Annotated in this window: 14 protein-coding genes; 10 read left to right on the top strand and 4 right to left on the bottom strand. The window is 33.2% G+C overall.

What is annotated here, in order from left to right; all coding sequences use genetic code 11:
- Window positions 1-209: 209 nt before the first annotated feature.
- The gene (locus tag HNV08_RS08225; RefSeq protein WP_173280706.1) at window positions 210-2,177 is read right to left on the bottom strand and encodes a hypothetical protein; all 1,968 of its coding nucleotides are present in this window, start codon (window positions 2,175-2,177) and stop codon (window positions 210-212) included.
- A gap of 243 nt (window positions 2,178-2,420) precedes the next feature.
- On the opposite strand from HNV08_RS08225, the gene HNV08_RS08220 reads away from it, so the two are divergent.
- The 3 genes from HNV08_RS08220 to HNV08_RS08210 all read left to right on the top strand — a co-directional run bounded on the left by HNV08_RS08220 (window position 2,421) and on the right by HNV08_RS08210 (window position 5,416).
- Window positions 2,421-3,020, top strand: coding sequence for a hypothetical protein (locus HNV08_RS08220; RefSeq protein ID WP_173280705.1), 600 nt, complete (start codon window positions 2,421-2,423; stop codon window positions 3,018-3,020).
- Between the two features lie 30 nt (window positions 3,021-3,050).
- Window positions 3,051-3,950: an EamA family transporter gene (locus HNV08_RS08215; RefSeq protein WP_173280704.1), complete on the top strand. Its 900-nt coding sequence runs from the start codon at window positions 3,051-3,053 to the stop codon at window positions 3,948-3,950.
- A gap of 128 nt (window positions 3,951-4,078) precedes the next feature.
- Window positions 4,079-5,416, top strand: a complete 1,338-nt coding sequence (locus HNV08_RS08210) for an exonuclease domain-containing protein (protein ID WP_173280703.1) — start codon at window positions 4,079-4,081, stop codon at window positions 5,414-5,416.
- Window positions 5,417-5,463: 47 nt separating this feature from the next.
- Here HNV08_RS08210 and HNV08_RS08205 read toward each other — a convergent pair whose 3' ends face one another.
- Window positions 5,464-5,691, bottom strand: coding sequence for a cold-shock protein (locus tag HNV08_RS08205; RefSeq protein ID WP_241697198.1), 228 nt, complete (start codon window positions 5,689-5,691; stop codon window positions 5,464-5,466).
- A 220-nt stretch (window positions 5,692-5,911) separates the two neighbouring features.
- Between HNV08_RS08205 and pta the strand changes: the two genes are divergently transcribed.
- On the top strand, window positions 5,912-8,020 hold the full coding sequence (gene pta, locus HNV08_RS08200) for a phosphate acetyltransferase (RefSeq protein WP_173280701.1): 2,109 nt from the start codon (window positions 5,912-5,914) through the stop codon (window positions 8,018-8,020).
- Between the two features lie 10 nt (window positions 8,021-8,030).
- A complete protein-coding gene (locus HNV08_RS08195) occupies window positions 8,031-9,215 on the top strand; it encodes an acetate/propionate family kinase (RefSeq protein WP_173280700.1) in 1,185 nt (394 codons plus the stop codon).
- Window positions 9,216-9,418: 203 nt separating this feature from the next.
- Here the strand turns inward: HNV08_RS08195 and HNV08_RS08190 are convergent, their stop codons facing one another.
- Complete coding sequence (locus HNV08_RS08190; RefSeq protein ID WP_173280699.1) at window positions 9,419-11,122, bottom strand: patatin-like phospholipase family protein; 1,704 nt, start codon at window positions 11,120-11,122, stop codon at window positions 9,419-9,421.
- Between the two features lie 166 nt (window positions 11,123-11,288).
- On the bottom strand, window positions 11,289-11,873 hold the full coding sequence (locus HNV08_RS08185; protein WP_173280698.1) for a peptidase associated/transthyretin-like domain-containing protein: 585 nt from the start codon (window positions 11,871-11,873) through the stop codon (window positions 11,289-11,291).
- A 540-nt stretch (window positions 11,874-12,413) separates the two neighbouring features.
- Between HNV08_RS08185 and HNV08_RS08180 the strand changes: the two genes are divergently transcribed.
- The 5 genes from HNV08_RS08180 to HNV08_RS08160 all read left to right on the top strand — a co-directional run bounded on the left by HNV08_RS08180 (window position 12,414) and on the right by HNV08_RS08160 (window position 26,742).
- Entirely contained in the window at window positions 12,414-12,866 is a 453-nt protein-coding gene (locus tag HNV08_RS08180; RefSeq protein WP_173280697.1) for a hypothetical protein, read from the top strand.
- A 258-nt stretch (window positions 12,867-13,124) separates the two neighbouring features.
- Window positions 13,125-14,432 carry a hypothetical protein gene (locus tag HNV08_RS08175; protein ID WP_173280696.1) on the top strand — a complete coding sequence of 436 codons (1,308 nt, stop codon included), beginning with the start codon at window positions 13,125-13,127 and terminating at the stop codon, window positions 14,430-14,432.
- 111 nt (window positions 14,433-14,543) lie between these two features.
- Window positions 14,544-15,950 carry a T9SS type B sorting domain-containing protein gene (locus HNV08_RS08170; RefSeq protein WP_241697197.1) on the top strand — a complete coding sequence of 469 codons (1,407 nt, stop codon included), beginning with the start codon at window positions 14,544-14,546 and terminating at the stop codon, window positions 15,948-15,950.
- 1 nt (window position 15,951) lies between these two features.
- The gene (locus HNV08_RS08165) at window positions 15,952-18,459 is read left to right on the top strand and encodes a PorP/SprF family type IX secretion system membrane protein (protein WP_173280694.1); all 2,508 of its coding nucleotides are present in this window, start codon (window positions 15,952-15,954) and stop codon (window positions 18,457-18,459) included.
- A gap of 69 nt (window positions 18,460-18,528) precedes the next feature.
- Window positions 18,529-26,742 carry a T9SS type B sorting domain-containing protein gene (locus HNV08_RS08160; protein WP_173280693.1) on the top strand — a complete coding sequence of 2,738 codons (8,214 nt, stop codon included), beginning with the start codon at window positions 18,529-18,531 and terminating at the stop codon, window positions 26,740-26,742.
- Window positions 26,743-26,769 lie beyond the last annotated feature (27 nt).

Raw genomic sequence — 26,769 nt, 5'->3', positions numbered from 1 at the left:
ACTAGCGATTGTACCTTAACAAAGTACAAAAAAATAATGAGTAAATACTAATGCCTACACCGACTTTACGATTACAACAATTAATGGGTTGTTAAATATATTTTTGAGAATTTTGTAATCTATTTATTACGAAATCTATATTAAAGGACAATTTCTATGGCACGATTTTAATAAAACTTATTCAAATCAAAGGCTATAAAAAAAGGGTTTCAATGCTTTCGTTTAGATTTTTGAAACTGAGCGTTTAATTGGTAAGTCATTACTTGTTCTATTTCTCTTAAAAAACGATCATAAGAGGCATCTAGCATTACACTTGTTGTATTGACATAAACTGAAAAAGTATCTAGATTATCTGAAATAACATTAGAATAAATAACTTTGGGATTATTGATATTTCGTTGTTTTAAAAACGATTCTAAATCTTCCATTGTCTTTTTAATTTCTGCTTTATTAATCCGATTAGAATAATAGATCACCGAAAACCCATTATAATTATAACTATGTGATTTTGCCAAAGCTATAGCATCATCTTTTTTTAAAGGTTGTAATTCTATAGCCTTTAAATCACTTGGTAATTTTGCTGCCTTAGTACTTTTACTTTTTTCGGTTTCAGTTTGAGTTGCCGTTTTGGGCTTTGTTTTCCTTCGAGTAGAATTTGAAGCTGAATTGTAATTAGTTAAAATCTGAATATTATAACCACCAGAATTATTTTTGTAATCCGTATCATTCACTGCAAATTGCATTAAACCTGTTTTACTTATTTCTATAGAACCTCCTCTTTGAAGGGCTTTCCATGGATCACTTTTACCAATTCTATACATTAAAGCGCCATGCTTTATGTCTTTAACAGCACTATAACCCACAAAACCATCAATACCTTCTACGCCAGAATTTCCTGCCATACCTCCTAAAAACACCGAACCATTTGCACGAATATGAATAGTGCGCCCACGATTTACTCGAGGACCATCTAACATATATAACACCTTATAATTATCAACTTGGCTATGTGGCGAATCAAAATTTGGTAATGTCTCATTTTCTACATAATAATCTGAAATATCATACTCCTGTTGCGTTACCCGAAATGCCTTCGGATCGCGTTCATATTCATCTATAAGAGCTCGCATCTTATTTTGAATGAAACCATGTCCTTGTTTTGCGAGTACTTGCTTTGCTGTTAATCCGTCAGCATTTTTTGTGTCTGGAGAAAGCCCTCTTTTTAAAGCCAACTTTAATCCATAATAACGACCAGAGTAAATGGTTTGAGATAGTAAATTACCATAATCTTCTGGTCTGTAAAAGCCATCTATCCAAACGCGATAGCCATCTATATACTGACCATTATCAAAATAGCCATCATATTTATATTGACTAAATCGTTTATCGCTTACCTCTATATATTCCTTTGTAAACCAATCATCATAGAGTTTGTTTGTGTATTCTTTATTACAATGCTTGTTGTATTCATCATCATATAAGGCAGCCATTTCTAATCCAAATTTTTCTGGTAAATCTCTTAAAAATTCAGATTGTATTGTTTGATATTCCTGGTCTAAACCTTTGGCAACATATACTCCTGCAATGAGTTCTGTCCAGTTCCCTATACGCTCCATTGCTTTTTCTTGCGCTTTAATATTATTTTCTACAATGGTTTTAGCCTCCTCTTTTGTACTATTATAAAGTATTGGCGTCCACGTTGGAGCTGTTATTTTATTAGAAACTAAATCTACAGAAGTACCTATTAATTCTTGTCGCAGTGTCGTCATCTGTTCTGCTAAAGCACGCTCCTTCATTAACATATCTAAAATGGGTTGCGATACATATTTAGAATGCACATAAGGAATATTTGCTATGACAGCAAACTTTTTATTACAAATAGGAACTTCATTTTTAGTGTCTGTTAACCCTTCTTTTTGTCCGCCCCAAAGTCCATTTAAAAGTTGAAAATATTGTGATCGCAAAATCTCATAAGATCTTATTTTAAGCATACGCATATTTGCTAAAAACACACGATCTTCTATATTTTGAAAAGCCTCAAGTTCATAGGTTTCGTAAATTTTAAAAAAGGACGTTTCATCTCCTGTTTTAGCAAGCTCTAACAGTTCTTGCTGACTTTGAGCATTAGTATTTAAACCTAAAAGTAGAATGCAAAAAAACAAAACAAAAGACCTCATAATATACTGATTGTTAGGATTCTAAAAATATAATAAAAAATGACTAATGTGAAACTTTGATTAAGAAATCTATTAAAATTTATTATCCATCGGTATGCTAAGACTAAAACAAGTGGTAAGAAAACAAAATACAGTACACACAAATTCTAAAGCCAAAAGACCTAATTTTATATTCATTTTACACTTTTTTGACATTTATAAGCTAAAGCATCCTTAGTTTTATATAAAATTAAATAATAGTATATGTCTAAACTATGTATAACATATCTCCTTATCACCTTAGCATTAAGTTTCTCATTGGTGGCAAATTCCCAAGACAGTATTCAAAAATCTATTGTAAAAGCAGATAGTACTTGGCGTACTGAGATAATTCCATTTCCTGTTGACTGGCTACCCAAGCTTACCATTAAAGGGTTTGAGGAATTACGCTTTGCTCCTAACTGGAAAAACCCTGAGCATCAAGAATTCTGGACGTTAGCTATGGCGTGGCAAGTAGAAACTACCGAAGAATTGTCCTTAAAAGAAATACACTTTAATTTAAACCACTATTTCACAGCATTGATGCATCCTAATCATTGGGCTCAAGAATTTCCTGATCCAAAACTTATTTTAGAAGACATAGAGCATTCAAATAATAGTGTTCAATTTATAGGACAAATGACTTTCTTTGATGGTTTTCATACTGGTAAAGTTATAACTGTAAACATATTAGGCAATCAAATCTTATGTAAAACTACAAATACATCTATGATATTATTTAAATTATCTCCAAAGCATTTTGATACACCAATTTGGGATACGCTCAATAAAATTCGAATAGATACGATGGAATGTTTTAATTAATTCACCTAAACCAATATCTTCGCGCGCATTATGTGGATGTATCTTGGACTTTTAGCGGCTTTATTTTTAGGATTACACAATTTATGCAAAAAACATGCTGTACAAGGCAATGAAGTGTTTCCTGTACTTTTTGGTACTATTTCCTCTGGTTTATTAGTCTTATTACCACTTTATTTTGGTTCTATATTTTACGAAGAAAAGCTCGTAGATATGGGACTTTTCATTTCTAATATAGACTGGAAAACGCATGGATTTATTGCTATAAAGTCTGCTATCATGGCAAGTTCTTGGGTCTTAGCGTATCAGGCATTGAAGCATTTACCAATAACTATAGTAACACCTATTCGTTCTGCAGGTCCGTTTTTCACCTTTATTGGCGCTATAGTAATTTATAAAGAGCAACCAAATGGTTTACAATGGATTGGTTTTTTTCTAATCATTTTCTCAGTGCTATTGTATTCTAGAATTGGAAAAAAGGAAGGCATTAATTTTAAACGCAACAAATGGATTTTTGCAATCATTGCTGCCACCTTTCTAGGTGCTTCTAGTGGATTGTATGATAAATTTTTAATTCAAAATTTAGAGCTAAACCCACAAACATTGCAGTTTTGGTTTTGTTTCTATACGGTCTTAATCCTGTTGATGATATTGGCCATTACGTGGTTTCCATACAAAGAAAAGCGAGAATCCTTTAAATTTCGTTGGACCATTATTGCTGTTGGTGTATTATTAGTAGCCGCAGATTACTTCTATTTTAAGGCGTTACAAGATCCCGATGCCTTAATTATGTTATTATCTGCCATAAAACGAAGCCAAATATTAATTGCAGTTGTAATTGGAGGCTTGGTATTTAAAGAACAAAATAAACGTAAAAAATTAGTGCCATTAGCAGGTATTATACTTGGAGTTGGTTTAATTTTATATTCATAAATGCCCTTATTTGTCAGCTACGAGTTGCAATTCGTTTAATCCGTAAAAGCAAAATTTCGAATACCAATTAAACGCAGTATCTTTAAAGGGTCAAAATATAACACCCACAAATTAGCGTAGTTTAGAACATGATTTATACAATTATTGATGTAGAAACCACAGGTAAATCCAATCGAATGACCGAAATTTCGGTGTTTAAATATAATGGAGAAACCGTAATTGATGAGTTTACATCTTTAGTTAATCCTAATAGTTTTATTCCTGCCCATATTACGGCTCTAACTGGCATTGATAATGCTATGGTCGCAAATTCGCCTTCTTTTGAAGAAATTGCACAACCTATTTTAGATATCACTGAAGGAGCCATCTTTGTAGCTCACAATGTTAACTTTGATTATAATGTCATTCAAGGGGAATTTAAACGTATAGGTATAGAATTTACAAGAAAAAAATTATGTACAGTACGCTTATCACGTCGCTTAATTCCTGGTCATAAATCGTACAGTCTAGGTAAAATATGTAAAGCCTTAGATATAAATTTAGTAGACAGACACAGAGCAAGAGGCGATGCAGAAGCTACTGTGATATTATTTGAATTATTATTGCAACAACCTAATGCCAATGAAGTATTTAAAACATTTTTAAACAAAAATTCAAGAGAAGCCACCTTACCTCCTAACTTGCCCAAAGCAACATTTGAAGCTTTACCTAGCCAAACTGGCATATATTATTTTAAAGATAAAAAAGGAAAAATTATATATGTTGGTAAAGCATTGAACATAAAAAAACGCGTTTTGAGCCACTTTTATAGCAAAACAAAAAAATCCTTAGAAATGGTGCGAGAAACCAGAGATATTGATTTTGAAATTTCAGGCAGTGAACTCATTGCTTTGTTAATGGAAGATGCAGCCATAAAACATCATTTTCCGATCTATAATAAAGTTGCTAAACGTAATGTACAAACCTATGCGCTATTCTCTTATGAGGATCGAAAAGGCATTCTTCATTTAGCAAGTAATAAAGCACGCTTAGTGCCAAACCCAATACTTACATTATTTAATGTCCGAGAGATCAGAGCATATACGGAGCATATTTGTGAGAAATTTAATTTATGCCCTAAATATTGTCATTTACAAGAAGCTGTTGCAGCATGTTCACATTATAAAATTACCAACTGCAACGGTATATGCAAAAATGAAGAAACGGTAGAAGCCTACAACAACAGAGTTTTAGAAGCCATACATCATATATCACACAAAAAAATCAATCATATCTTCAAAGAAAAAGGCAGACATAATAACGAAGAGGCTTTTGTAATGATAAAAGATGGTGAATATTTAGGCTATGGATTTATTGACAAAGCAGAACAAATAAATCATATAGATGATTTAAATACCTTTTTAATACCACAAAAGAATAACATAGATATTCAAAAGATCATTAGGCCACTTTTACTAAACGTTTAGCGAAATCAACCTGGCAAGCAATTCTAACTCGTTTAAAATAAAGTGAGCTAAGCTAATTTTACATTAACAGCAGTTGGGCCTTTTTTTCCTTGCTCTACCTGAAACGTCACTTTATTATTTTGTTTTATCTTATCTACACAATTTGTGGTATGTACAAAAATTTCGTCATCAGTGTCCGTAATACTAATAAAGCCAAAACCTTTAGTGTAATTAAAAAACTTTACTGTTCCGTGCTTTACTTCGCTAGAAGTTTTCCCTTTAAATAAATTTTTCAAAAATTGTAATATCATTTTAAACCGCCATTAATTTGTAATTCATTTGGTACTACAAATTTACATATTGTTTTTATCCTACCAAACGTATCGACTAAGTATCACTAATACAACATGCTTTTTTATAATATCATGACAAAAGTCACTAAATAAAGGGGTTAAATCGTTAATTTTGCAGACTAATACAAGTTATCTTATTAAAACCATAGTTTTATTATAAAAAATGAACAAAAAATTAACCAACAAAGCCGTTTATATTTCTACAACCGAACCAAATAGTGGTAAATCTATTATATCACTAGGTTTAATGCAGATTCTTTTAGGGAAAGTTGCCAAAGTAGGTTACTTCAGGCCAATCATCGATGATATTGAGGCAGGCGAAATAGACAATCATATCAACACCGTTATTTCTTATTTTAATCTCGATTTAAAATTTGAAGATGCTTATGCATTTAAACGCAGTGAGGTCATTAAAAAGAAAAACGAAAACAAAGACGATGAAATCATAGGTACTATTATTGATAAATTTAAAGCGGTTGAAGACCGTTTTGATTTTGTATTAGTAGAAGGCAGTAGCTTTGTTGGCGAAGGTTCTATTATAGAATTTGATATCAATGTATTAATTGCCAAAAACCTAGGAGTTCCTGCTATTATTTTAGCAAGTGGTATTGGCAAAACCTTAGATGAATTGGTAGGTAATTTACATATGGCCTACGATTCTTTCAAAGATAAAGGGGTTGAAGTTTTATCTGTAATAGCCAATAAAGTCAATGCTAAAAATATTAAGTTAATTGTAGACCAATTAGAAAAAGACTTACCATCTTCTGTTATAGCCAATGCCATTCCGTTAAACCCAAAATTATCAAATCCTTCTATTAAAGAAATTGTAGATGCGTTAGATGCTAGAGTACTGTTTGGAAATGCCTATATAAACAACCAAGCCGGAAATTTCAGCGTTGGAGCCATGCAGTTACGCAATTACTTAACGCATTTAAAAGAGAATGCTTTAGTGATAACACCAGGAGATAGAGCCGATATTATATTAGGTGCTCTACAAGCTAATTTATCTGAGAATTATCCTGCTATTTCTGGTATTGTCCTTACAGGTGGTTTAACGCCAGAAGACTCTATTATTAAACTCATCGAAGGGCTTTCAGATATTGTACCTATAATTTCTGCGCCTAGAGGCACATATTCTGTAACAAACCAAATCGGCGAAATAAAATCACAAATTTATGCTGAGAATACTGAGAAAATATTAACCTCTATTCAAGAATTTGAAAAGTACGTAAAAGTAGAAGAACTCGTAGAGCGATTAATAACGTTTAAAACCAAGGGTGTTACACCAAGAATGTTTCAGTATAACTTATTGAAAGAAGCAAAATCAAATAAAAAGCATATTGTTTTACCTGAAGGTTTAGATGAACGTGTATTAAGAGCGACTAAACAGCTTGTGGATTTAGACGCCGTTGACATTACATTATTAGGTGATAAAAAATTAATTGAAGAAAAATTAATTAACCTAGACTTAGATCTAAACTTAAACCTTGTAACCATTATTAATCCAATTGAATCAGACAAGTTTAACGCTTATGCAGAAACTTTATATGAGCTACGTAAACATAAAAACGTCAATCTAGCGATGGCACAAGATTTAATGGAAGATGTTTCTTATTATGGCACAATGATGGTGCATAAAGGTGATGCCGATGGTATGGTTTCTGGTGCAGTACATACCACACAACACACTATAAGACCAGCACTTCAATTTATTAAAACAAAGCCTGAAACCTCAATAGTGTCTTCAGTGTTTTTTATGTGCTTAGAAGATAGAGTTTCAGTCTATGGTGACTGTGCAATTAACCCAAACCCAACTGCAGAACAACTTTCTGAAATAGCTATTTCTTCAGCCAAAACGAGTATGGCCTTTGGCATTGATCCTAAAATAGCTATGCTCTCCTACTCTTCTGGAACTTCTGGAGTTGGCGAGGACGTAGAAAAAGTTAGAATGGCTACGGAATTAATTAAATCTAAAAGCCCTGAACTAAAAGTTGAAGGACCAATTCAATATGATGCGGCCGTAGATATGCGTGTTGGTAAAACTAAATTACCAAACTCTGAAGTCGCTGGCCAAGCAAATGTGTTTATTTTTCCAGATTTAAATACAGGAAACAACACCTATAAAGCAGTACAAAGGGAAACTAAAGCATTGGCCATAGGTCCTATTATTCAAGGACTTAATAAACCTGTAAATGATTTAAGTAGAGGTTGTACTACAGATGACATTTTTAATACAGTTATTGTAACCGTTATACAAGCACAAGATTTTTAAAATAAAAAATATGAACATACTAGTAATTAACGCAGGAAGCTCATCAATAAAGTTTCAATTAATTCAAATGCCTTCTGAAACCTTAGTTTGTAGTGGCTTAGTAGAGCGTATTGGAGCACAAGATGCCATTCTTAATTACAAAACGAATGTAGTAGATCTTAAAGAAACGCACGCTATTAAAGACCATAAGGATGGTTTAAAACGTGTAGTAGACATTTTATTGGATGATGAAAAAGGTGTTATTAAAAACACTAACGAAATTGAAATTGTTGGACATCGCGTAGTTCATGGCGGAAATTCATTTTCTAAAACCACTTTGATTACAGACGTTGTAAAACAAAAAATTAAAGATTATGCACAACTTGCTCCACTACATAATCCGAATAATCTCATAGGTATTGAAGTTGCAGAAGCACTATTTCCTAATGCAAAACAAGCCGCTATTTTTGATACTGCTTTTTTTCAAACCTTACCAGAAAAGGCTAAAAAATACGCTATTCCTAATGAATTATATAAAACGCACAAAATTCAAGTCTATGGATTTCACGGCACGAGTCATAAATATGTGAGTGAAAAAGCGCTAGAATATTTAAGGTTAGAGTCTTCAAAAATGATTACCATTCATTTAGGCAATGGTTGTAGTATGACGGCAGTTGTAGATGGCAAAAGCATTGATCACAATTTAGGGTTCACACCATCAAATGGATTAATCATGGGCACACGAAGTGGTGATATAGATCATGCCATAGTATTTTATTTAGTTAATAGTTTGGGCTATAGTCTCGATAAAGTTAACACCTTACTAAATAAAGAAAGTGGTATGTATGGATTAACAGGTTATAGTGACCTTAGAGACATACAAGAGCAAGCCGAAAAAGGCAATGTAGATTGCCAATTGGCTTTAGAAATGAACGCGTATAGAATTAAAAAATATATTGGTGCATATGCTGCTGCGATGAATGGTGTAGATGCAATCGTTTTTACTGCTGGTATAGGCGAAAATTCTAACCTAATTCGCGAAATGGTATGTAAAGAGATGAACTTTTTAGGAATTGAATTAGATACGGATAAAAATAACATAAGATCTTCTCAACTACGAGAAATTCAATCAGATTATTCAAAAACCAAAATATTAGTGATTCCTACAAATGAAGAGCTAGAGATTGCTAAGCAAGCCTACGCTATTCTTAATTAAATCAATAAAATAATGGTTTACTTAATAAAAGCTCCAGAATCACTCTGGAGCTTTTATAATGTCAGGCAGATCATTAAATGTTTCTTTTTAGCGATTTTTTAAAATCAATTACTTTATGTTTCATTTAATAACGCATTACAAGATATAAACGTTATTATAATTTTAAAACAGCAATATTAACCTAATCATATGCTCTATTGATTTTATTTTAAAGTATTAACCAACCACAACGGATTGTCGTTAAACGCTTTCCAATGTATTTGTAATGCAGATTCTAGTTGATTTAAATCCTTAAAATCATAGGGAGCATTATCTAAATCTTTTTTGAGTTCAATAATATATTCTAACAGTTCGTAGCACATCGTAAATTGTCCACAAGCAATTAATTTATCCATTCTGTTTTCATCTCTATCTTTTTGGTCCCACCATAATGTTGTAGGTGTTTCAGAGGCAGATAAACACACACTTTTAAGAACAGTACTCGGTTTTGGATATATGTCTTTATGATACGTTGTATTTTTATTATAAGGTGTATCCACACCATTTAGCTTATATATTGTAGCCGTAATCCGTTTGTTTTTATAGTCATTTTTAGAATAGAAAAAATCATAATTAATGCGTCTTATTTGCTTTAAAAACACATCGCTAATCATAGTTGCGGATGACGTTAATCGGTTGATAATCATCGATTTTACCAAATTAACATCTAGTTCTTTAAAAGACACTACTTTATCCACTAACGGTTCTGGGACTGTTTTGTTAAAAAGCACTTTAAGTTTAGCAATTAAAGACGTTTTGTATTTTGAAACCAGATAACTCAACGTCGTTAATACCATACCAACACCAGCTACAAAACCACCAATAATTGATAATATTATAGAGGCTTTATCACTAAAAACGAGACAATTGTTTAAAATAAGTAATAGCAAGCCTACTAAAACTACAATTATAAAGGCGGGTTTAAAATTAAAATACCATAAACGCTTTTTTATATAGTGTTGTAAAGTACTGTCTGATGCAGGCTTTGGGTTATCAGGTTGCCAAGGCTTCATAATATAACTACCAACATCATTTATGATTATTAAATCTAATCCACCATGGTCGGTATGTTTCATTCTATCGTTGATTAACACCATACTTCCAATACCTTGATTGTCTGTAATACCACCATCCATAATGCCTACACCGTTTTTAAACAGCTCTGTTTTTTTTAATGTAACATAGGCTTCATTATCTTGTTCTTTAATATAATCATCAGGAAAAACTAAAGGCTCAAACCCAATAGGAAAGCAAGATGAAGAAGCTATAACATCACCCAACTCTATTTGATCTTTTAAAGAATTTATTTCTTTTTGATTGTATTTGTATAATGGATTATTTCCAAAATAGCCTTTGTTTTGAAATCGATATGTTAATCCGAATGAAAAATCAGTAGCATTAAAGCATACGTTGTCTAAGCCTTTTAAAGTATCTGGATTAAAACTTTTAAAGGTGCCACTAAACAATGGCATTTCGGAATACGTTAAGGCAAATGCATTAATTAATGATCTATTTTTATGAGCATTAGTTTTCCAAACCTTTTCATTATTAAATTTTTGTATCGCAGAAACTAATAAAATATCATTGAGTGGCGAAAATGTGTTATAAAATGATTTAAAGAACGCTTTAAAATTAAATTCTGAATCTTGTACCGCTTTTGCATAAGCAACACCTGTCAGTGTACCACCACTCACGGTACTCATTGCTTTTACAGATTCTAACAATGGCTTATTTTGGTACGTTATAGCTTCTAAATACGACAAAATTCCTAAAGTAAAGAAGGTCGCTCTATAACCGCCTCCACTAAAACACAGTCCTATTTTACTAAAGGGTTCAAACCGCTGGTCTAAATCGTTCTCATTGCCCATTTATATAAAAATTTAATCGTTTATTTAAAGTTAATCAATTCTTTATTTTTCACTAAAATAAGATTCAATTATTTAAAATAAGCTAATTCGTAGTATTTATGGACACAAAAAAAAGCCCTAATCATGCATTAGGACTTTTCTTTATAATTATTAATTTTTATGTCAATTAAACATCAGACTTTAAAACGATATCACGCTTAGCGATATAAACACCTTCTTGTAAATCTAGTTTCAAGATTCTTGTTGGGTCACCTTTTTTCTCCATGCGCTTTCTACAGGTTTTTGTTAATAAAGGATCTTCATCAAAAAGGAACGTTTCTACCTCATAAGCTTCTTTAGAAGGCTCTTTTACTATAGGATATAATTGTTGTAATTGATTGTATCTTCTATCGCCTCCAGGCACAAAAGTATAAAATGTATATTGGCCATCTGCATTTGTTTTAATCCATCCTCTATGATTCACATAGCGATTATCATTGTCTTCAATCAATTCAAAATCGCCATTTTCATCTGGCTGCTGAATGTAAAGTATAACATCTTTAGCAGGAGTAACACCATCACTCATATATATAGTACCAGATACTTTCAATTTATTCGTTTTTGAAGCATAACCTGGAATGGTATCTACATTTTTTAAATGAAGATCTGTCTGATCATAAATAGGCAAATCCTTAGAAGATTCTTGCGCAGAGATCACACTAAAACTTCCTAAAACAAGACTGAGACAAATTAAATAAATACGATTTTTCATGAGAATATACATTAAGATTAGATCTAAATTCTAACTTTTTCTCAGCAAACCCATAAAAATCTTATCAATGCTATATTTATACGACAAACAGAAACTGTAAACTTAATTTTCCGATGAATTACTATAATATTTCAACACCTATAACAAATTAACCAACGCAAGTCTAGCAAATAATCTGAAGGTTTAAAATAGATACATTTTTACAGCTAAAATCCGTGAGTTACAGCAGGTCATTTTCACGCCTCAATAAAAGACGTTTTTGGTAATGAATTTTGATTTTTTTAAGGTAACAAGCGTTTAATTCAGTTCAATATTTCGCATAATTATTCAATAAAATCACTAAAAATGTAGTCAATTTTTGAGATTCACACCTAAAAGTATTTCGTCGGTATAAATTGCATTTTGTCAAGTTTTTAGGTAGTTTACCCATGTTTTTAAACATTTAATCGGTAAAATATTTAAAAAAAATCACAATTATAGTAGGATTTTTTAAATAAATGTATAGATTTGCTTCATAAAGAATTATATAAAAGCATAATTATGAAATTAAAATTTACTTTATTTAGCGCCCTATTTTTATTTATGATTACCATGGGTTTTGCTCAAAAAAATAAAGAGTCTCAAAGCATCATTAGCGGCAAAGTAAATATCAATAAATACCATAGTCGTGAAGACTTAAAAAATATGGATAAAGGCGAACTATTAGTTTTATATATAGAACGCATTGAAGTTATTGTAAATATCCTACCAAATATTGCTTTTGCAACAAAACCAGGCGTAACAATGGAATCATTAGGTATTCCTGAAACAAAAGATAACAAAAAGGCTTTAGAAGAAAACATTGAAGCCTCTGATACATATTTTGAAAGTACCATAGAATTTCAAAAATCAATATTACCCTATTCTGATACGTCAGATTTAATTGCCGCAATTTTATTTTACGAATCAACATTAAAGGCATTACACACGTATGAGGATTTCAAAAAAGATTAGTTAGTTTTATTTATTATTGTGTTTAAAGCCTTGACTAACTTCTAGTCAAGGCTTTTTTTTAGGATAAAATTGACCAAAACATCAAAATCCTCAAAAAGCACAATTAATTCGATTATTATCTATTTTTTGTCAGAAATAATGTACAAATGATATTAATTTTTACATTTCGTCGATATTATTTGTGTTTCATGGAATAAAATATTATGTTTGAGCCTAATAGTTAAATCCCCATTAATCTATTTAAAGAATTAACCCATTATGAAAAAAATTACACTTACAACAATTCTATTAATTTTTGTGTTTTGTAATGTATTTGCACAACAAGAAAAAGGAATTACTGGATATAATAATTGGCTAGATACTTGGACTGACTTTAAACCTAACAAAGCAAGCTACGACGAGCCTACACAGATCCTCTCAGGAGACATTTTTGAAAACACAACATTAACCAAAAGAAACACCTATTTATTATTAGGTGAAGTATATGTAACCAATTGCGCTACATTAACTATAGAACCAGGTACTGTTATTTTAGGTGACTATGAGACTAATGGATCTTTAACCATTAGTAAAGGGTCTAAAATACAAGCCGTAGGTACTGCAACAGATCCTATTGTTTTTACATCGAGTAGAATCGATAAAAATGCTGGTGATTGGGGCGGAATTTTTATACTTGGAAATGCGCCATTAAATACTTTTGGAAAAGTTATGTCATTGAATTATGGCTTAAACCCATCTTCTACTGAAGCTATTAGTTATGGTGGTGAAGATATCAATAGCGATTCTGGAATCTTAAAATATCTTAGAATAGAATACGCTGGTAAAATAACAAAAGAATTTGGTAACTATAGTGGTATTACTTTAGCAGGTGTTGGTTTAAAGACATCTATCAATAATATTATGGTAAGTTATTGCCAAGGGGATTCTTTTAATATTTTAGGCGGAAACGTAACCTTATCACAAGCTGTTTCTTACAGATCTAGTAAAAATGATTTCGACTTTAATTATGGTACACAAAGTACTATTAGCAATTCTTTAGCGATTAGATCACCTTATATATCAAGCGCAGATGGTTCTAGATGTTTAAATGTAAAATCTTACGATATTAAAGAAAACGCTGATACAAATAAAAAAGAAACCAATGTTATTGCAGAAAATTTAACCTTAGTAAATATTAGTAATGATTTGGCCTATGATTTTAAAGTTGGTTTAGTTCAAGAAGCCATTTTTTTAGGAACAGATGTGTCATTCCAAATAAATAAAAGTGTTATTTCTGGTTTTATGCCAGCTGTTTACTTAGATCCTGAAATGGCTATTAATGGCGATAATTTAGAAAAAATAAAATTCACAAGAACGTATTTTAATAATTGTGAGGGTAACATATTTAGAAAAAGCTACGTAAACAATGACGATTTAGAAAGCTGGTACGGAAGTAGAGCGTTTAACAACGTGTATTCTAAAGGACCAGATTCTGAAACTTTTATCGATTCTTCAAATAAAAAATATCCTGATTTTAGATTAAGAATAAATAAAATTATCGCGGCAAACGATATTGAACAAGACTAAGACCAACATTAAAAAAGTCTTAATTACATTAAATATTTTCAACCTTAAGAAATGCTTAAACTTACATACATTAAAAGTATATTATTTGGCCTATGTTTCTTTGCATTATGCATGCAAAACGAACTTAAGGCACAAGTAGTTATCGGCACGCCAAGTCTTGGTTTTAGTCAAGCTTGTGCTAATGATGATTTTAATACTTATAGTACAACATTTATTTTTTCACCTGAAGCAGGTTTGTATCCAACAAACCAATTCTCTATTGAATTATCAGATTCTGAAGGCGATTTTTCAAATCCTGAAGTCATTTATTCATCGTCTCCTGGATCTATTACAACATCGCCTGCAACTTTAGATTTTTCATTTCCAGAAACAACTGCTGGTGAAAATTATAAAATTAGAATTACAAGTAGCGCTCCTCTAGCAACGAGTGCTGGTTCTGTATCTTTTGCAGCTTACTTTAAGCCTCAAGATTCACCGTTTACTATTAATAATTTAGTTTCAACTGGAGCGTTTTGTGCTGGTGGAAGCTATTTATTAAGCATTGATAATCCTGGTACAGGCAATAACGATTCGCCTTTATTATACCCTAACCTTACCTTTAAATGGTATAGAGAAACAAGTCCTACAACGTTTGTATTTGTTGCTGAAGGGCCAACGCTAGAAGTAACCTCAGATGGCACTTACTTTGTGAGAACCAATTATGGTAGTTGTACATCAGACTCCTTTTCTAATCGTGTTACCATTACAGAAGTCGTTTCTGGTGAAGCCAATGCGACTATTGTATCGAGTTTAGGAAACCCATATTGTCCAGGTCAAGGCACTACAACATTAAATACCATTAACGGAATCTCATACCAGTGGTATAAGGACGGAGAAATAATTGCAGACGCTACGTCTCAAATGTATGAAACTAATGAATCCGGAACATTTTCAGTTCAGGTAGATTTAGGTGACTGCTCTGCGTCTGGATCTATTGATTTGGTTAGCGAATTATTTGATAGCAGTATTGACGTACCAGAAATTAACGAAACGCTTGAAGGTTACCCTATTGAAGTCAATTTAACTACCAATGCAAGTAACCCTGAATATTCATGGTATCTAGATGGTGATTTAATTGTAGGCGCAACAGAGTCCTTTTTTGAAGCTTATGAATTTGGTGATTATACTGCTGTAATATCACAAACAATGGGTTGTGAAGCTACTGTAGAATACTATTTCAGTGTTGTAGAAGCACAAGATTTCTTTCCTGATGTAGCAAAAATACCTAATGTTATTAGTCCAAATGGTGATGGTATAAATGATACTTGGATCATTCCTCAAATATACCACACAGACAATACGAATACTGAAGTATTAATTATGGATAATCGTGGTAAGGTGGTGTTAAAAACCAATTCTTATCAAAACAATTGGCCAGAAACAGACTTAAACCTTACAAGTGTTAATCAAGTCTTTTATTATGTCATTACAACTGAAGACAAGAAAACGAAAAAAGGATCAATAACCGTAGTAAAATAAAATGAAAAGAATTATACTTTTAATATTTTGTATCTGTTCAGCACAGACGTTTTATTCGCAAGAAGATGATGATGGCGTGGTTTCACTTGATATACCTGCAAGAAACTCATTAACTTTTAATAGATTTAATATTAACCCTACTTTTAGTTTTGTTAGAGAACAAACAACAACGATTAGTTTTAATAATAAAAGAGAATGGGTACAGTTTGAAAATGCACCAGTAACCTATTTTGGAAGTTACTCCGGAAGATTTGCTGAAAACATAGGAGCAGGTATTGGAGTTTTTCAACAAAACTATGGCATATTAACGACCTTTGGTGGTCTCTTAAACTTTGCTTACAACGCAAGAATTGGAAGCGTTAACAACCTTACATTTGGTTTAAACGTTGGTGCCTATAAAAGTGGAATTAATACCGCAAATATTGTCACTAATTTTGATGATCCTTCGTTACAAAATGTACCTGAACACACTTTACTTACTATTAATCCTGGAATAAATCTTGGTACTGAGTATCTCGATTTTGGATTATCTATAAACAACCTAGCTTTATACAATTTTAGCACCTCTTCCCTAGTAGAAGTTAATCCTGAACAAAGTATTGAAGCACATATTATGTATACAGGATATATGGATAGTAAAGGCTTTTTTGACGAAAGTAAATTTTCGGGTTTATTAAAAGCAGATATCTATGAAAACAAAACCATTATTTCTGCATTAGCAATGGTTACTATACCAAAAGGATTTTGGGTTCAAGGTGGTTATAACTCACTTTATGGAGCAACTGTTGGTGCTGGTATTAGTGTTACAAAAAATATAGCATTAGAATATAATTATGAAAATGCTATTGGTAAACTTGGTACATTCGGAAACTCTCATGATTTTACTATCGCCTATCGATTTGAAAAACAAAGATATTACGATTATAGTCCTCAAGATGAAATGACAAGCATTCTATCAAAGGACAATAGAAGACGTGTCGTTCCAAAATCTAAAACAAAAGAGGACAAAGCTAAAAAAGAAGCTGAACAAAAAGCGAAAGAAGAAGCACAAGTACAAGCCAAACTTGATGCTGAACAAAAAGCAAAAGATGAAGCTCTAGCACAAGCTAAACTTGACGCTGAACAAAAAGCAAAAGATGAAGCTTTAGCACAAGCCAAACTTGACGCTGAACAAAAAGCAAAAGAAGAAGCTCTAGCACAAGCTAAACTTGCTGCCGAACAAAAAGCAAAAGAAGAAGCTCTAGCACAAGCCAAACTTGCTGCTGAACAAAAAGCAAAAGAAGAAGCGCTAGCACAAGCTAAACTTGCTGCCGAACAAAAAGCAAAAGAAGAAGCGCTAGCACAAGCTAAACTTGCTGCTGAACAGAAAGCAAAAGAAGAAGCATTAGCACAAGCTAAACTAGCTGCTGAACAAAAAGCAAAAGAAGAAGCATTAGCACAAGCTAAACTAGCTGCTGAACACAAAGCAAAAGAAGAAGCGCTAGCACAAGCTAAACTTGACGCTGAACAGAAAGCAAAAGAAGAAGCATTAGCACAAGCTAAACTTGACGCTGAACAGAAGGCAAAAGAAGAAGCACAAGCTATATTAGATGCTGAGGAACAAAAAACTAATGAAGAAGATATAATTGAGAATCCTAAAGATGAGTTAGCGCAAACCATGAAAAAAATTGCGAAGTCTACAGAAGATTCAAAAGAAACTCAAAATGATCTACTTAAGCAATTCGATGAAATCGTTACTATAAAAAATAATGACCTAAAAGATTTAAAGGAAGAAAATGATTTAGGAGACCAAGGTATTACTGTAGAACCTAAACCGTTTAAAAGCGTAACGGCAGAAAACAATAAATTAAATGCCATTAAAACGGATTTAGAAAAAGTCATTTTAACTAGAAATGATAAGATTGAAGAGTTAACACAATTATACAATGAACGTGCAGAAATTGAAGAATTTGCATTAGATGAGGTTAATTTATTTTACAAAGCTGAAATCGACAAATTAAAGACAGAGCAACTAGAAGCCAATAAAACCAAGTTAGCATTAGATACTAAACTTGAATCTATAAAAATTGCTACTGAAGTTGAAAAACGTAGACGTATAAAACGTGCGGCTTACAGTAACGAAGAAGATAGATATAATCAAGATAGATCTTTATTACAAAACATTAAGACCACAACATCTTTAAATGAAACGGCCTATACACCAGAAGATTTTGATTATGGTGAAGACCTTGGAAGCAATATCATTATACTAAAAAATATAGATAATGTAGAAAGTGGCTATTATCTAATTATTGCTGTTCATAGTGATATAAAACGAAGAAATGATTTTGTAACTAAAGTAGTGTCTGCTGGAAGAACTGATATTGACTTTTTCCATGATGTAAGTACAAGTAAGTATTACATTTTCTATGAAAAATTCGATAATATAAAAGACGCCAATAACGCATTAAAAACAAAAGGAAACAGACCGTATAACGGAAAAATGTCTATAGTGAAAATTGAAAATTAAATAATGTTAAGCTGTTCACATCTTTTTCTCTGCCCTGAGGAAAAAGATGTGAACGAAAAATAAAATACTATGAAAAAACCTACTTTTTCTAGAATTGCCCTAATTGTGTTATTGCTGATTTTGGGACAGCAATCGTATTCACAAAACCTAGTACCCTTCTCTCCAAGGTACGATCAAGCAATTAAAGGAGACATGCTTTTGATTGGAAACAGTAATGTGGGATTACATGCTTCCAATCCTTACAACGGAAATAACACCAACGACAATTTAAATGCTGCTGTTTATGTAGACATCGATGGAGATGCAAACACATTCAATTCGAGTAGCGCAGATCTAGACATCCCTAGTGACGAAAGTTGTTACAAAATTGTCTATGCTGGCTTATATTGGAGTGCTGTAGTTGATGGCGATGAACCAATATCTGATATAAAATTTAAAGTACCTGGAGGATCCTATGTAGATATAACAGGAACAGAAATATATTATCAAAATGCATCTAATAATAATCATTCTAATACCTATGCCTATTATCATGATGTTACTTCTATGCTAACGGCTTTGCCAAATCCAGAAGGAACCTATGCCGTAGCAAACATATCTACTTTAGTTGGTCCAAGACCAAATTCAGAAGGACTATCCGCAGGATGGTCTTTATTTGTTATCTATGAAGACCCATTATTACCAAGTAAATACATAACCTCATTTGACGGCTTTACCAAAATTACTAGTACCATCAATGAAACTTTTCCTGTAAGTGGTTTTAATACAATTCCAACAGGACCAGTTCGTGCTAAATTTGCTTTTGCAACAATTGAAGGTGATAAAGGATGGACAGGAGATTATTTACAGTTAAATGGCACTACCATTAGTGTTACAAATAACGCAGGTAACGTCATCAGACCAGCCAACAATTTCTTTAATAGTAGTGTGTCTGACATTGACCCTATCACTAACACCTCCGAATTATTTACAAATAGAGTTCCTAATAGTTCCAACACTTTAGGATTTGATGCCGGAATTATTAATATCCCTAATCCAGGCAATTCATTAATTGCCAATAATGCAACCTCAGCAGACATCAGTCTAGGTAGTAATTTAGATATCTATTATTATTATTTCAGTGCTTTTGCTATTGAAATTATTGCTCCAAATATTGTACTCACTAAAATTGTTGAAGATAATTTAGGAAATAACATTGGTGACCAACTTGTAGGTCTTGGCTCACCTGTTAATTATGTCATAGGATTCCAAAACACAGGAAATGATGATGCCACAAATTTGCAAATCAGAGATATTTTACCAGTTAACATTGTATATAATCATCCAACGGATTTAGTATTGCCTCCTGGCGTTACCGTGTCTAGTTATAACCCTACAACAAGAGAATTAATATTTGATGTCGATGATTCCATTGTAGAAGAAAACGATCCTGTTTTAGAAATTAGAATTGAAGCGCAAGTTGTTGATTCATGTTCAGAACTATTAGAAGCATGTTCTAATATTATTCAAAACCAAGCTTTTGTTTCTTATCAAGGCACAATAAATCCAGATTTTACAATTACAGATGATCCTAGTTTAAGTTCTAATACTGGATGTTTAATCACACCACAGGCTACAAATTTTTTAGCTGATCTCGATTGTGGCTTTCAAGAAAGCGTCATATTGTGTGGAGAAAGCGTAGAATTAACAGCTGCTAATGGATATGATTCTTATGCATGGTCTACGAGTCCTACTGGTACACCTGTCATAGATACAAGCCAATCCATCACAGTTACAGAATCGGGTTCATATTATTCTTATAATACTGCTGTTGCTCCATGTCAATCAATTGTGCAGCGTTTTAATGTTGAATTATTTGGAAATGACATTACAAATCCTGTATTACCATATGCAGATGAAATTGTAACCTGTCCTAATAATGGAAAAGAATTACCAAATATATTTTTATGTGGTGCAAATGATTCTAGACATATTCAAACGAATATATCGAGTTCTACATCCATTATATGGGAAAAATTAGATGAAACAAGTTGTGCTGCCGTTTCTAATAGCGACTGTGCAAATGAAGATACAGCTTGTACATGGAATAACGTAGGTAATGGTTCTGATTTTATGGCAGATACTTCTGGTCAATATAGAATTACGATTAATTATCCTGGTGGATGTTTTGTACAGTTTTATTTTAATGTATATGAAAATGTATTGAATCCAACGGTTAACGCTACCGACATAATTTGTACTACTAACGGAAGTATCACTGTAAATAATGTGCCTTCTGGTTATGAATACAGTTTAGACGACGTAACCTACCAATCTAGCAACGTATTTTCAATAAATACGGCAGACACTTATTCAGTGTATGTTAGACAAATTGGTGTCGCAACAAATCCATGTGTTTTTGAAGTACCAGATGTATTAATTAGAGATCGCGAATTTTCAGCGACGACGACTGTCGTACAACCATTATGTCATGGTGATAAAGGTAGTATTCAACTCGCTGCAAATGAAGCTGACCCACAATATTCCTTTACACTGCACCAAGGTGCGACCTTAGTGAATAGTGTTGGTCCAATAGTAGACAATAATTACACGTTTGAAAATCTTAACGCAGGCGTATATACAGCTACAATTACTTCTGAAAATGGCTGTACAGCTTCAGAAGACATAACCATAACAGAACCAGAAATACTATCGGCAACGGTCGCATTAACCACGCCTCTATCTTGTGATGACGGTGTAATTACGGTTTACCCAACTGGTGGTACTTCTCCTTATTATTATTTTGTTAACGGAAGTACAGATTTTCAATCTACATCAGAAATCACGGTTTCTACAGCTGGTACATACACCATTACTGTTGTTGATGCTAATAACTGTGAAACAGAGGTTTCTATTAATGTAAACGCTATTGACCCACCAGAATTTAACATCAATAAAACAGATATTACATGTGCGGATGACGCCAACTCTGGAGCGATTACAATAGCAGTCACAAATGCTAATGGAAGCAGTATTTTGTACAGTATTGATGACGGAACTAATTTTGTAAGTTCAAATTCATTTACAGGTTTAATTGCTGGTTCTTATGATATTGTATTACAATATACCTCAGGTTCTGCAGAATGTACAACGGATTCTCAATCCATAACAATTAACTCAGGTTCTACAATTACAGGAACAGCAGAACTCTCGTCGCCATTTACGTGTCTAGAAAACGGAACCATAACAGTGACAAACGAAACAGGAGGAACAGCACCATATACATATAGTCTTGATGGCGTGAATTTTCAAACGAGTCCAGTTTTTAATAATTTATCAGATGGTACTTATACCATAATAATAAAAGATAGTAGTGGATGTTCTGCGGCAGCAAACGACATAGAGATTGCGCCATTAAATCCACCAACAAATTTAACATTTGATCATTCAGCCGTAACATGTCCAACAAATACAGCTACAGTTTCAATCATTGAAACCATAGGTGGTATAGGAACTTTAGAATATCAAATCATAGCACCTACAGCCAGTGCAACACCATATCAAACATCGACAAATTTCGCTGACTTAGAACCTGGTACTTACACTTTTCAGGTAAAAGACGAAAACGATTGTATTTACGCTGAATCGTATACGATTGATCCTATTCCAGTGCCTACAGTATCAGCAGTACTTACTAAAGACTTAGATTGTACCACGTCTAGTGACGCCATAATTTCAGGAACCATAACTGGTCCTGCACCATATACCTATGCGGTTTCTTTCAATGGAAGTGCCTATACCGATTTAGGAGCAACTGGAACAACTTTTTCATATGCAACGGCAAACGAAGGCACCTATCAATTTCAAATCACTGATGCCAATAACTGTATAGCAGAATCTGGAGAAATTAACATTCATCCAATTTCTTTACCAGCGTTAAGCTTAGTCGCTCAAACCCAACCAATCTTATGTCATGGTGACACCAATGGAGCTATAGATATTACCATTGATACAACGGTAGGTACGCCTCCATACGTTATCGATGTTAATAATGACACTACTGGAACCAACTATGGCACTCAAACTACGAGTTTACCTGCTGGAACATATACCATTACCGTTACCGATTCTAAATCTTGTACTGCGACAGAAACTATAACGATCCATCAGCCAGATGCCATTGTTTTAGATTACGATGCCATAGACATTACGTGTACTTCAGGTGGTGTTTCTCAAGGATCTGTAATTGTAAACTCCGTTGTTGGTGGTACAGCACCATATAATTATTTTGTTACAGGAACCAATGGATACTCTAATTCTGAATTAAACAATACTGGATCTACGTCTGTAAATTTTGATGTTGTTGATTTTGGTTTATATCAAATTAACGTTGTCGATGCAAATGGATGTTCTATGTTAGCCCAAGATGTCCTTGTAGCATCACCTCCTACTGATCTCGATATTAATATCACATCTACGATAGATTGTGCTACAGGTGGTGAAGCAGAAGTTAGTGTTGGTTCGTCCTTAAGTAGCTCTGGTCCATTTTTCTTTAGTATTTATGAAGGTCCTTCAACGGTTTATCCTACAGGGACTTGGCTTGCCGAAGACACACCAGGAAGTCAATCAGCCACATTTACTGGTTTAATTCCAGGTGTACTTTATACATTTATTGTTTTTGATCAATCTACTAATTGTAGTTATTATGAACCTTCAACAGTAGCGATACCAACAAATTCATCGTTAACAACATCTGCGTTTAGCTCTAACAATATAACATGTACTGGTAGTGCTGATGGTAACGTTTCTTTTACAGTTAATAGTACATACACAACTGATGTGAATGTCAACTTTGAAATATTTGATTCCTTATCGTTACAATCTACTGGTATTATTGGTTCTGGCACTGTACCAATGAATGGTTCATTAGATGTCTCTAATTTAGGCCCATTACCATTTGGAAACTATTTTGTTTCAATAAGTGAAACTTCTGGTCCCAACTCAGGTTGTGGCATAGTCACCATTCCTTTTAATATTACAGAATCTGCTATAGCACTAGAATTAGCTGTTTCTATAGACAATAATGCCAATTGTAACCCAAACTCTGGTGTTATTAGTGCAATTGCGTCTCATGGAACATCACCATATAGGTATCAAATAACCAATACATCTACAACGCCAAGTCCAACGGATGCTCAATGGAGTTCAACTAGCACTTTTAACGAGGATGCCGGAAGCTACTATGTGCATGTTATAGACGCATATAATTGTATTGTAACTAGTCCTGTTCAAATTTTGGAAATGGATGAAACACCAATTATTTCTGCTATTAATACAAATCAATGTACGGTAGCTGAAGGTGAATATGAAATAGAAGTTACCCTTGATACTGCAGGTATACCACCATATACAGTGAGCATAAATGGAGGTGCTTTTCAAACACAAACTTTTCCGTTTACACTTTCTAATCTTTATTCTGGCTCTCATTCCATTTCTGTTAAGGATATGAATGGTTGTGGAAACACTGTTAGTTTAGAAATAGCGCCACCAATTACACTAACACCAGAAGTAACAGCTTTCCCAACTTGTGCTGACAATGATGGAGAAATTACGATTACTGGAAAAGGAGGATCTGGATTCTACACCTATTCTATTACACCAAATTCTACATCTATTAGCTTAACTGACAATGTCTTTTCTGGTGTCCCTTCAGGAACTTATACTGTTACAATAACTGATACAGTAACAGGTTGTTCTGATGACGTTTCAATTACAGTAGCTGAAGCTATAGAACCTATATTTACATTAGAGCCAACATCAGTAATCTGTTTTGGAGACAATTCTGGATCTTTTGAAATTAATATTCAAAATTATTCAGGTACATATACTTATGACGTAATTGATGATTCAAACACTTCCGTAACCGGAATTGTAAATGCAAATACAACAACAAATCCATTTACAGTATCTGCTATGGAATCTGGTTCTTACTCCGTTGTGATTACAGAAACAGAATTTCCATTCTGTTCGGCAGAAAAACTTGTAATTATATCTTCGCCTACAGCTCCATTAAGTCTAAATATTACAGAGACATCGGATGTTACTTGTAACAATAACCAAGGGACAATAACCGCAACAGCAACTGGTGGTTGGGGAGACTTGGAATATGAACTCACTGGTGATGCAACTGTTGCTTATGCTTCAAATGCTACCTTTTCAAACTTATCTGCTGGTACTTATACCGTTAATGTAAGAGACGCTAAAGGATGTATAGTTTCGGAAACAATAACATTAGAAACACCAACACCAATAACGGCAACATTTACACCAAGCACGACTGAATTAGCGTGTTTTGGAGATCAAGATGCAAGTATCACAATCACAAACGTTTCGGGTGGTCAAGGTACAAACTATTCTTATACGCTTAATACCGTTTCTCCTACCGCTAGTTCGTCGGGTCCACAAACGTCTAACGTATTTGAAAATTTAGGTCCTGGCACCTATTTTGTTAGAGTAACGGATGGATATGATTGTGAATTAACTTCGATAGATATAATCATCACCGAACCATCTCCTGTAGCATCAACCTTAGTTAGAACTACAACTCAAACCTGTTTAACAGAATCAACATTAACACTAAGTGCTACTGGAGGTACAGGAACATATACTTACAGCGAAAACGCATCTTTTAACCCAATTTTAGGCAGTTTTACATCATCTACTACATTTTCGGTTTCAGATGGCACATACGCTTACTATGTAAGAGACACAAATGGATGTGTTACCACAGTATCTAACGAAATAACTATAGATCCTCTACCTCCATTAACAGTGACATTAGCATCTACCAACCCAACTATTAATTGTGCTGGTGATAATAACGGATCTATATCAGCTACTGCTTTAGGAGGATTAGGTAATTACATATACACTCTACAAGATGCATCTGGAAATCCAATTACCGCAACACAAAATAGTCCTGGTTATTTCACAGAACTCTACGCTGGCAATTATACGGTATTTGTAGAAAGTGGAGATTGTACTACAACATCTGCCCAAATTAGTATTACTGAACCAGATGCGCCATTAGAAGCTACTATTGATGTAAATAATGTAACATGTGCAGGGAACAATAATGGTGCTGTAGAAATAATCGCTACAGGAGGAACAGGTGTTATAAAATATGCTATTTCGCCTCAATTAAATCAATTTTTTGAAACGAACACAATAGAAAATTTGTCACCAGGAGATTATGATTTAATTGTACAAGATGAATTAGGATGTTATCTAAATTTCAGCTTTTCTATTTCAGAACCTAATCCTGTGATATTGAATATTGTGGCAGATTCCTTCTTTCCAGAAATTTGTTCAGGTAATGAAGATGGTGAGTTCAGTATTGCAATATCTGGAGGAACATTGCCTTATAGCGTAAGTTTAGATGATTACGATGGACCATATACCGTTGGAAATGCAACACAAAATGAATTCGATTTTACAAACCTTGAAGGTGGAGATCATGTCGTTTTTGTACGTGATGCTGAAGGTTGTGAATCTGAATGGAATATTACATTCCCTGAATCTGTAACCATACTACCTGAGGTTATCATTGAAAATATTTGTGAGAATAACATCCAAGGAAATATTGTAACTGTCACTGTAGATGAATCCATTACAGATTTAACACAATTAGATTATTCATTAGATGGTGGACCTTATCAAGAAAGTGAGAAATTTATAAATGTACCTGTAGGTACAAACCACTACATTGATGTTAGGCATTCTAATGGTTGTATACAAACTACAGAATTTTTTGATATAGAAGCTAGTACGCCAATTACATTAACGTTAGTTGAAGGCGAACTTAATGAATTTATTGCCAATGCATCTGGTGGTGAAGGCGATTATCAATTTACAATGAATGATGAAGATTTTGGATCTGAAAATTCATTCATAATCACGGAATCTGGTATCTATGAAGTTATTGTTACTGATAGCACTGGTTGTTTTGCTAAAGCACAGATAGAATTAGAATTTGAAGACATCTGTATACCTAATTGGTTTACACCAGATGGCGACGGAGAATTTGATACATGGGCACCAGGTTGTACAGAAAACTACCCTAACCTCACCTTCGATATTTTTGATCGCTATGGTCGTAAAATTGCTGAATATCGTGTTGGAGAAGTATGGGATGGAAGATATAACGGTACTGAACTACCAACAGGTGATTACTGGTTTGTGGTTAAAACAAATGACACTTCACACGATAAAGAGTTTGTAGGACATTTTACACTTTACAGATAACAGCAAAGCAGACAAAAAGTTAACATT

Source organism: Winogradskyella eckloniae, assembly GCF_013249045.1.
GTDB lineage: Bacteria > Bacteroidota > Bacteroidia > Flavobacteriales > Flavobacteriaceae > Winogradskyella > Winogradskyella eckloniae.
This window is presented reverse-complemented; position numbering and strand designations above follow the sequence as displayed.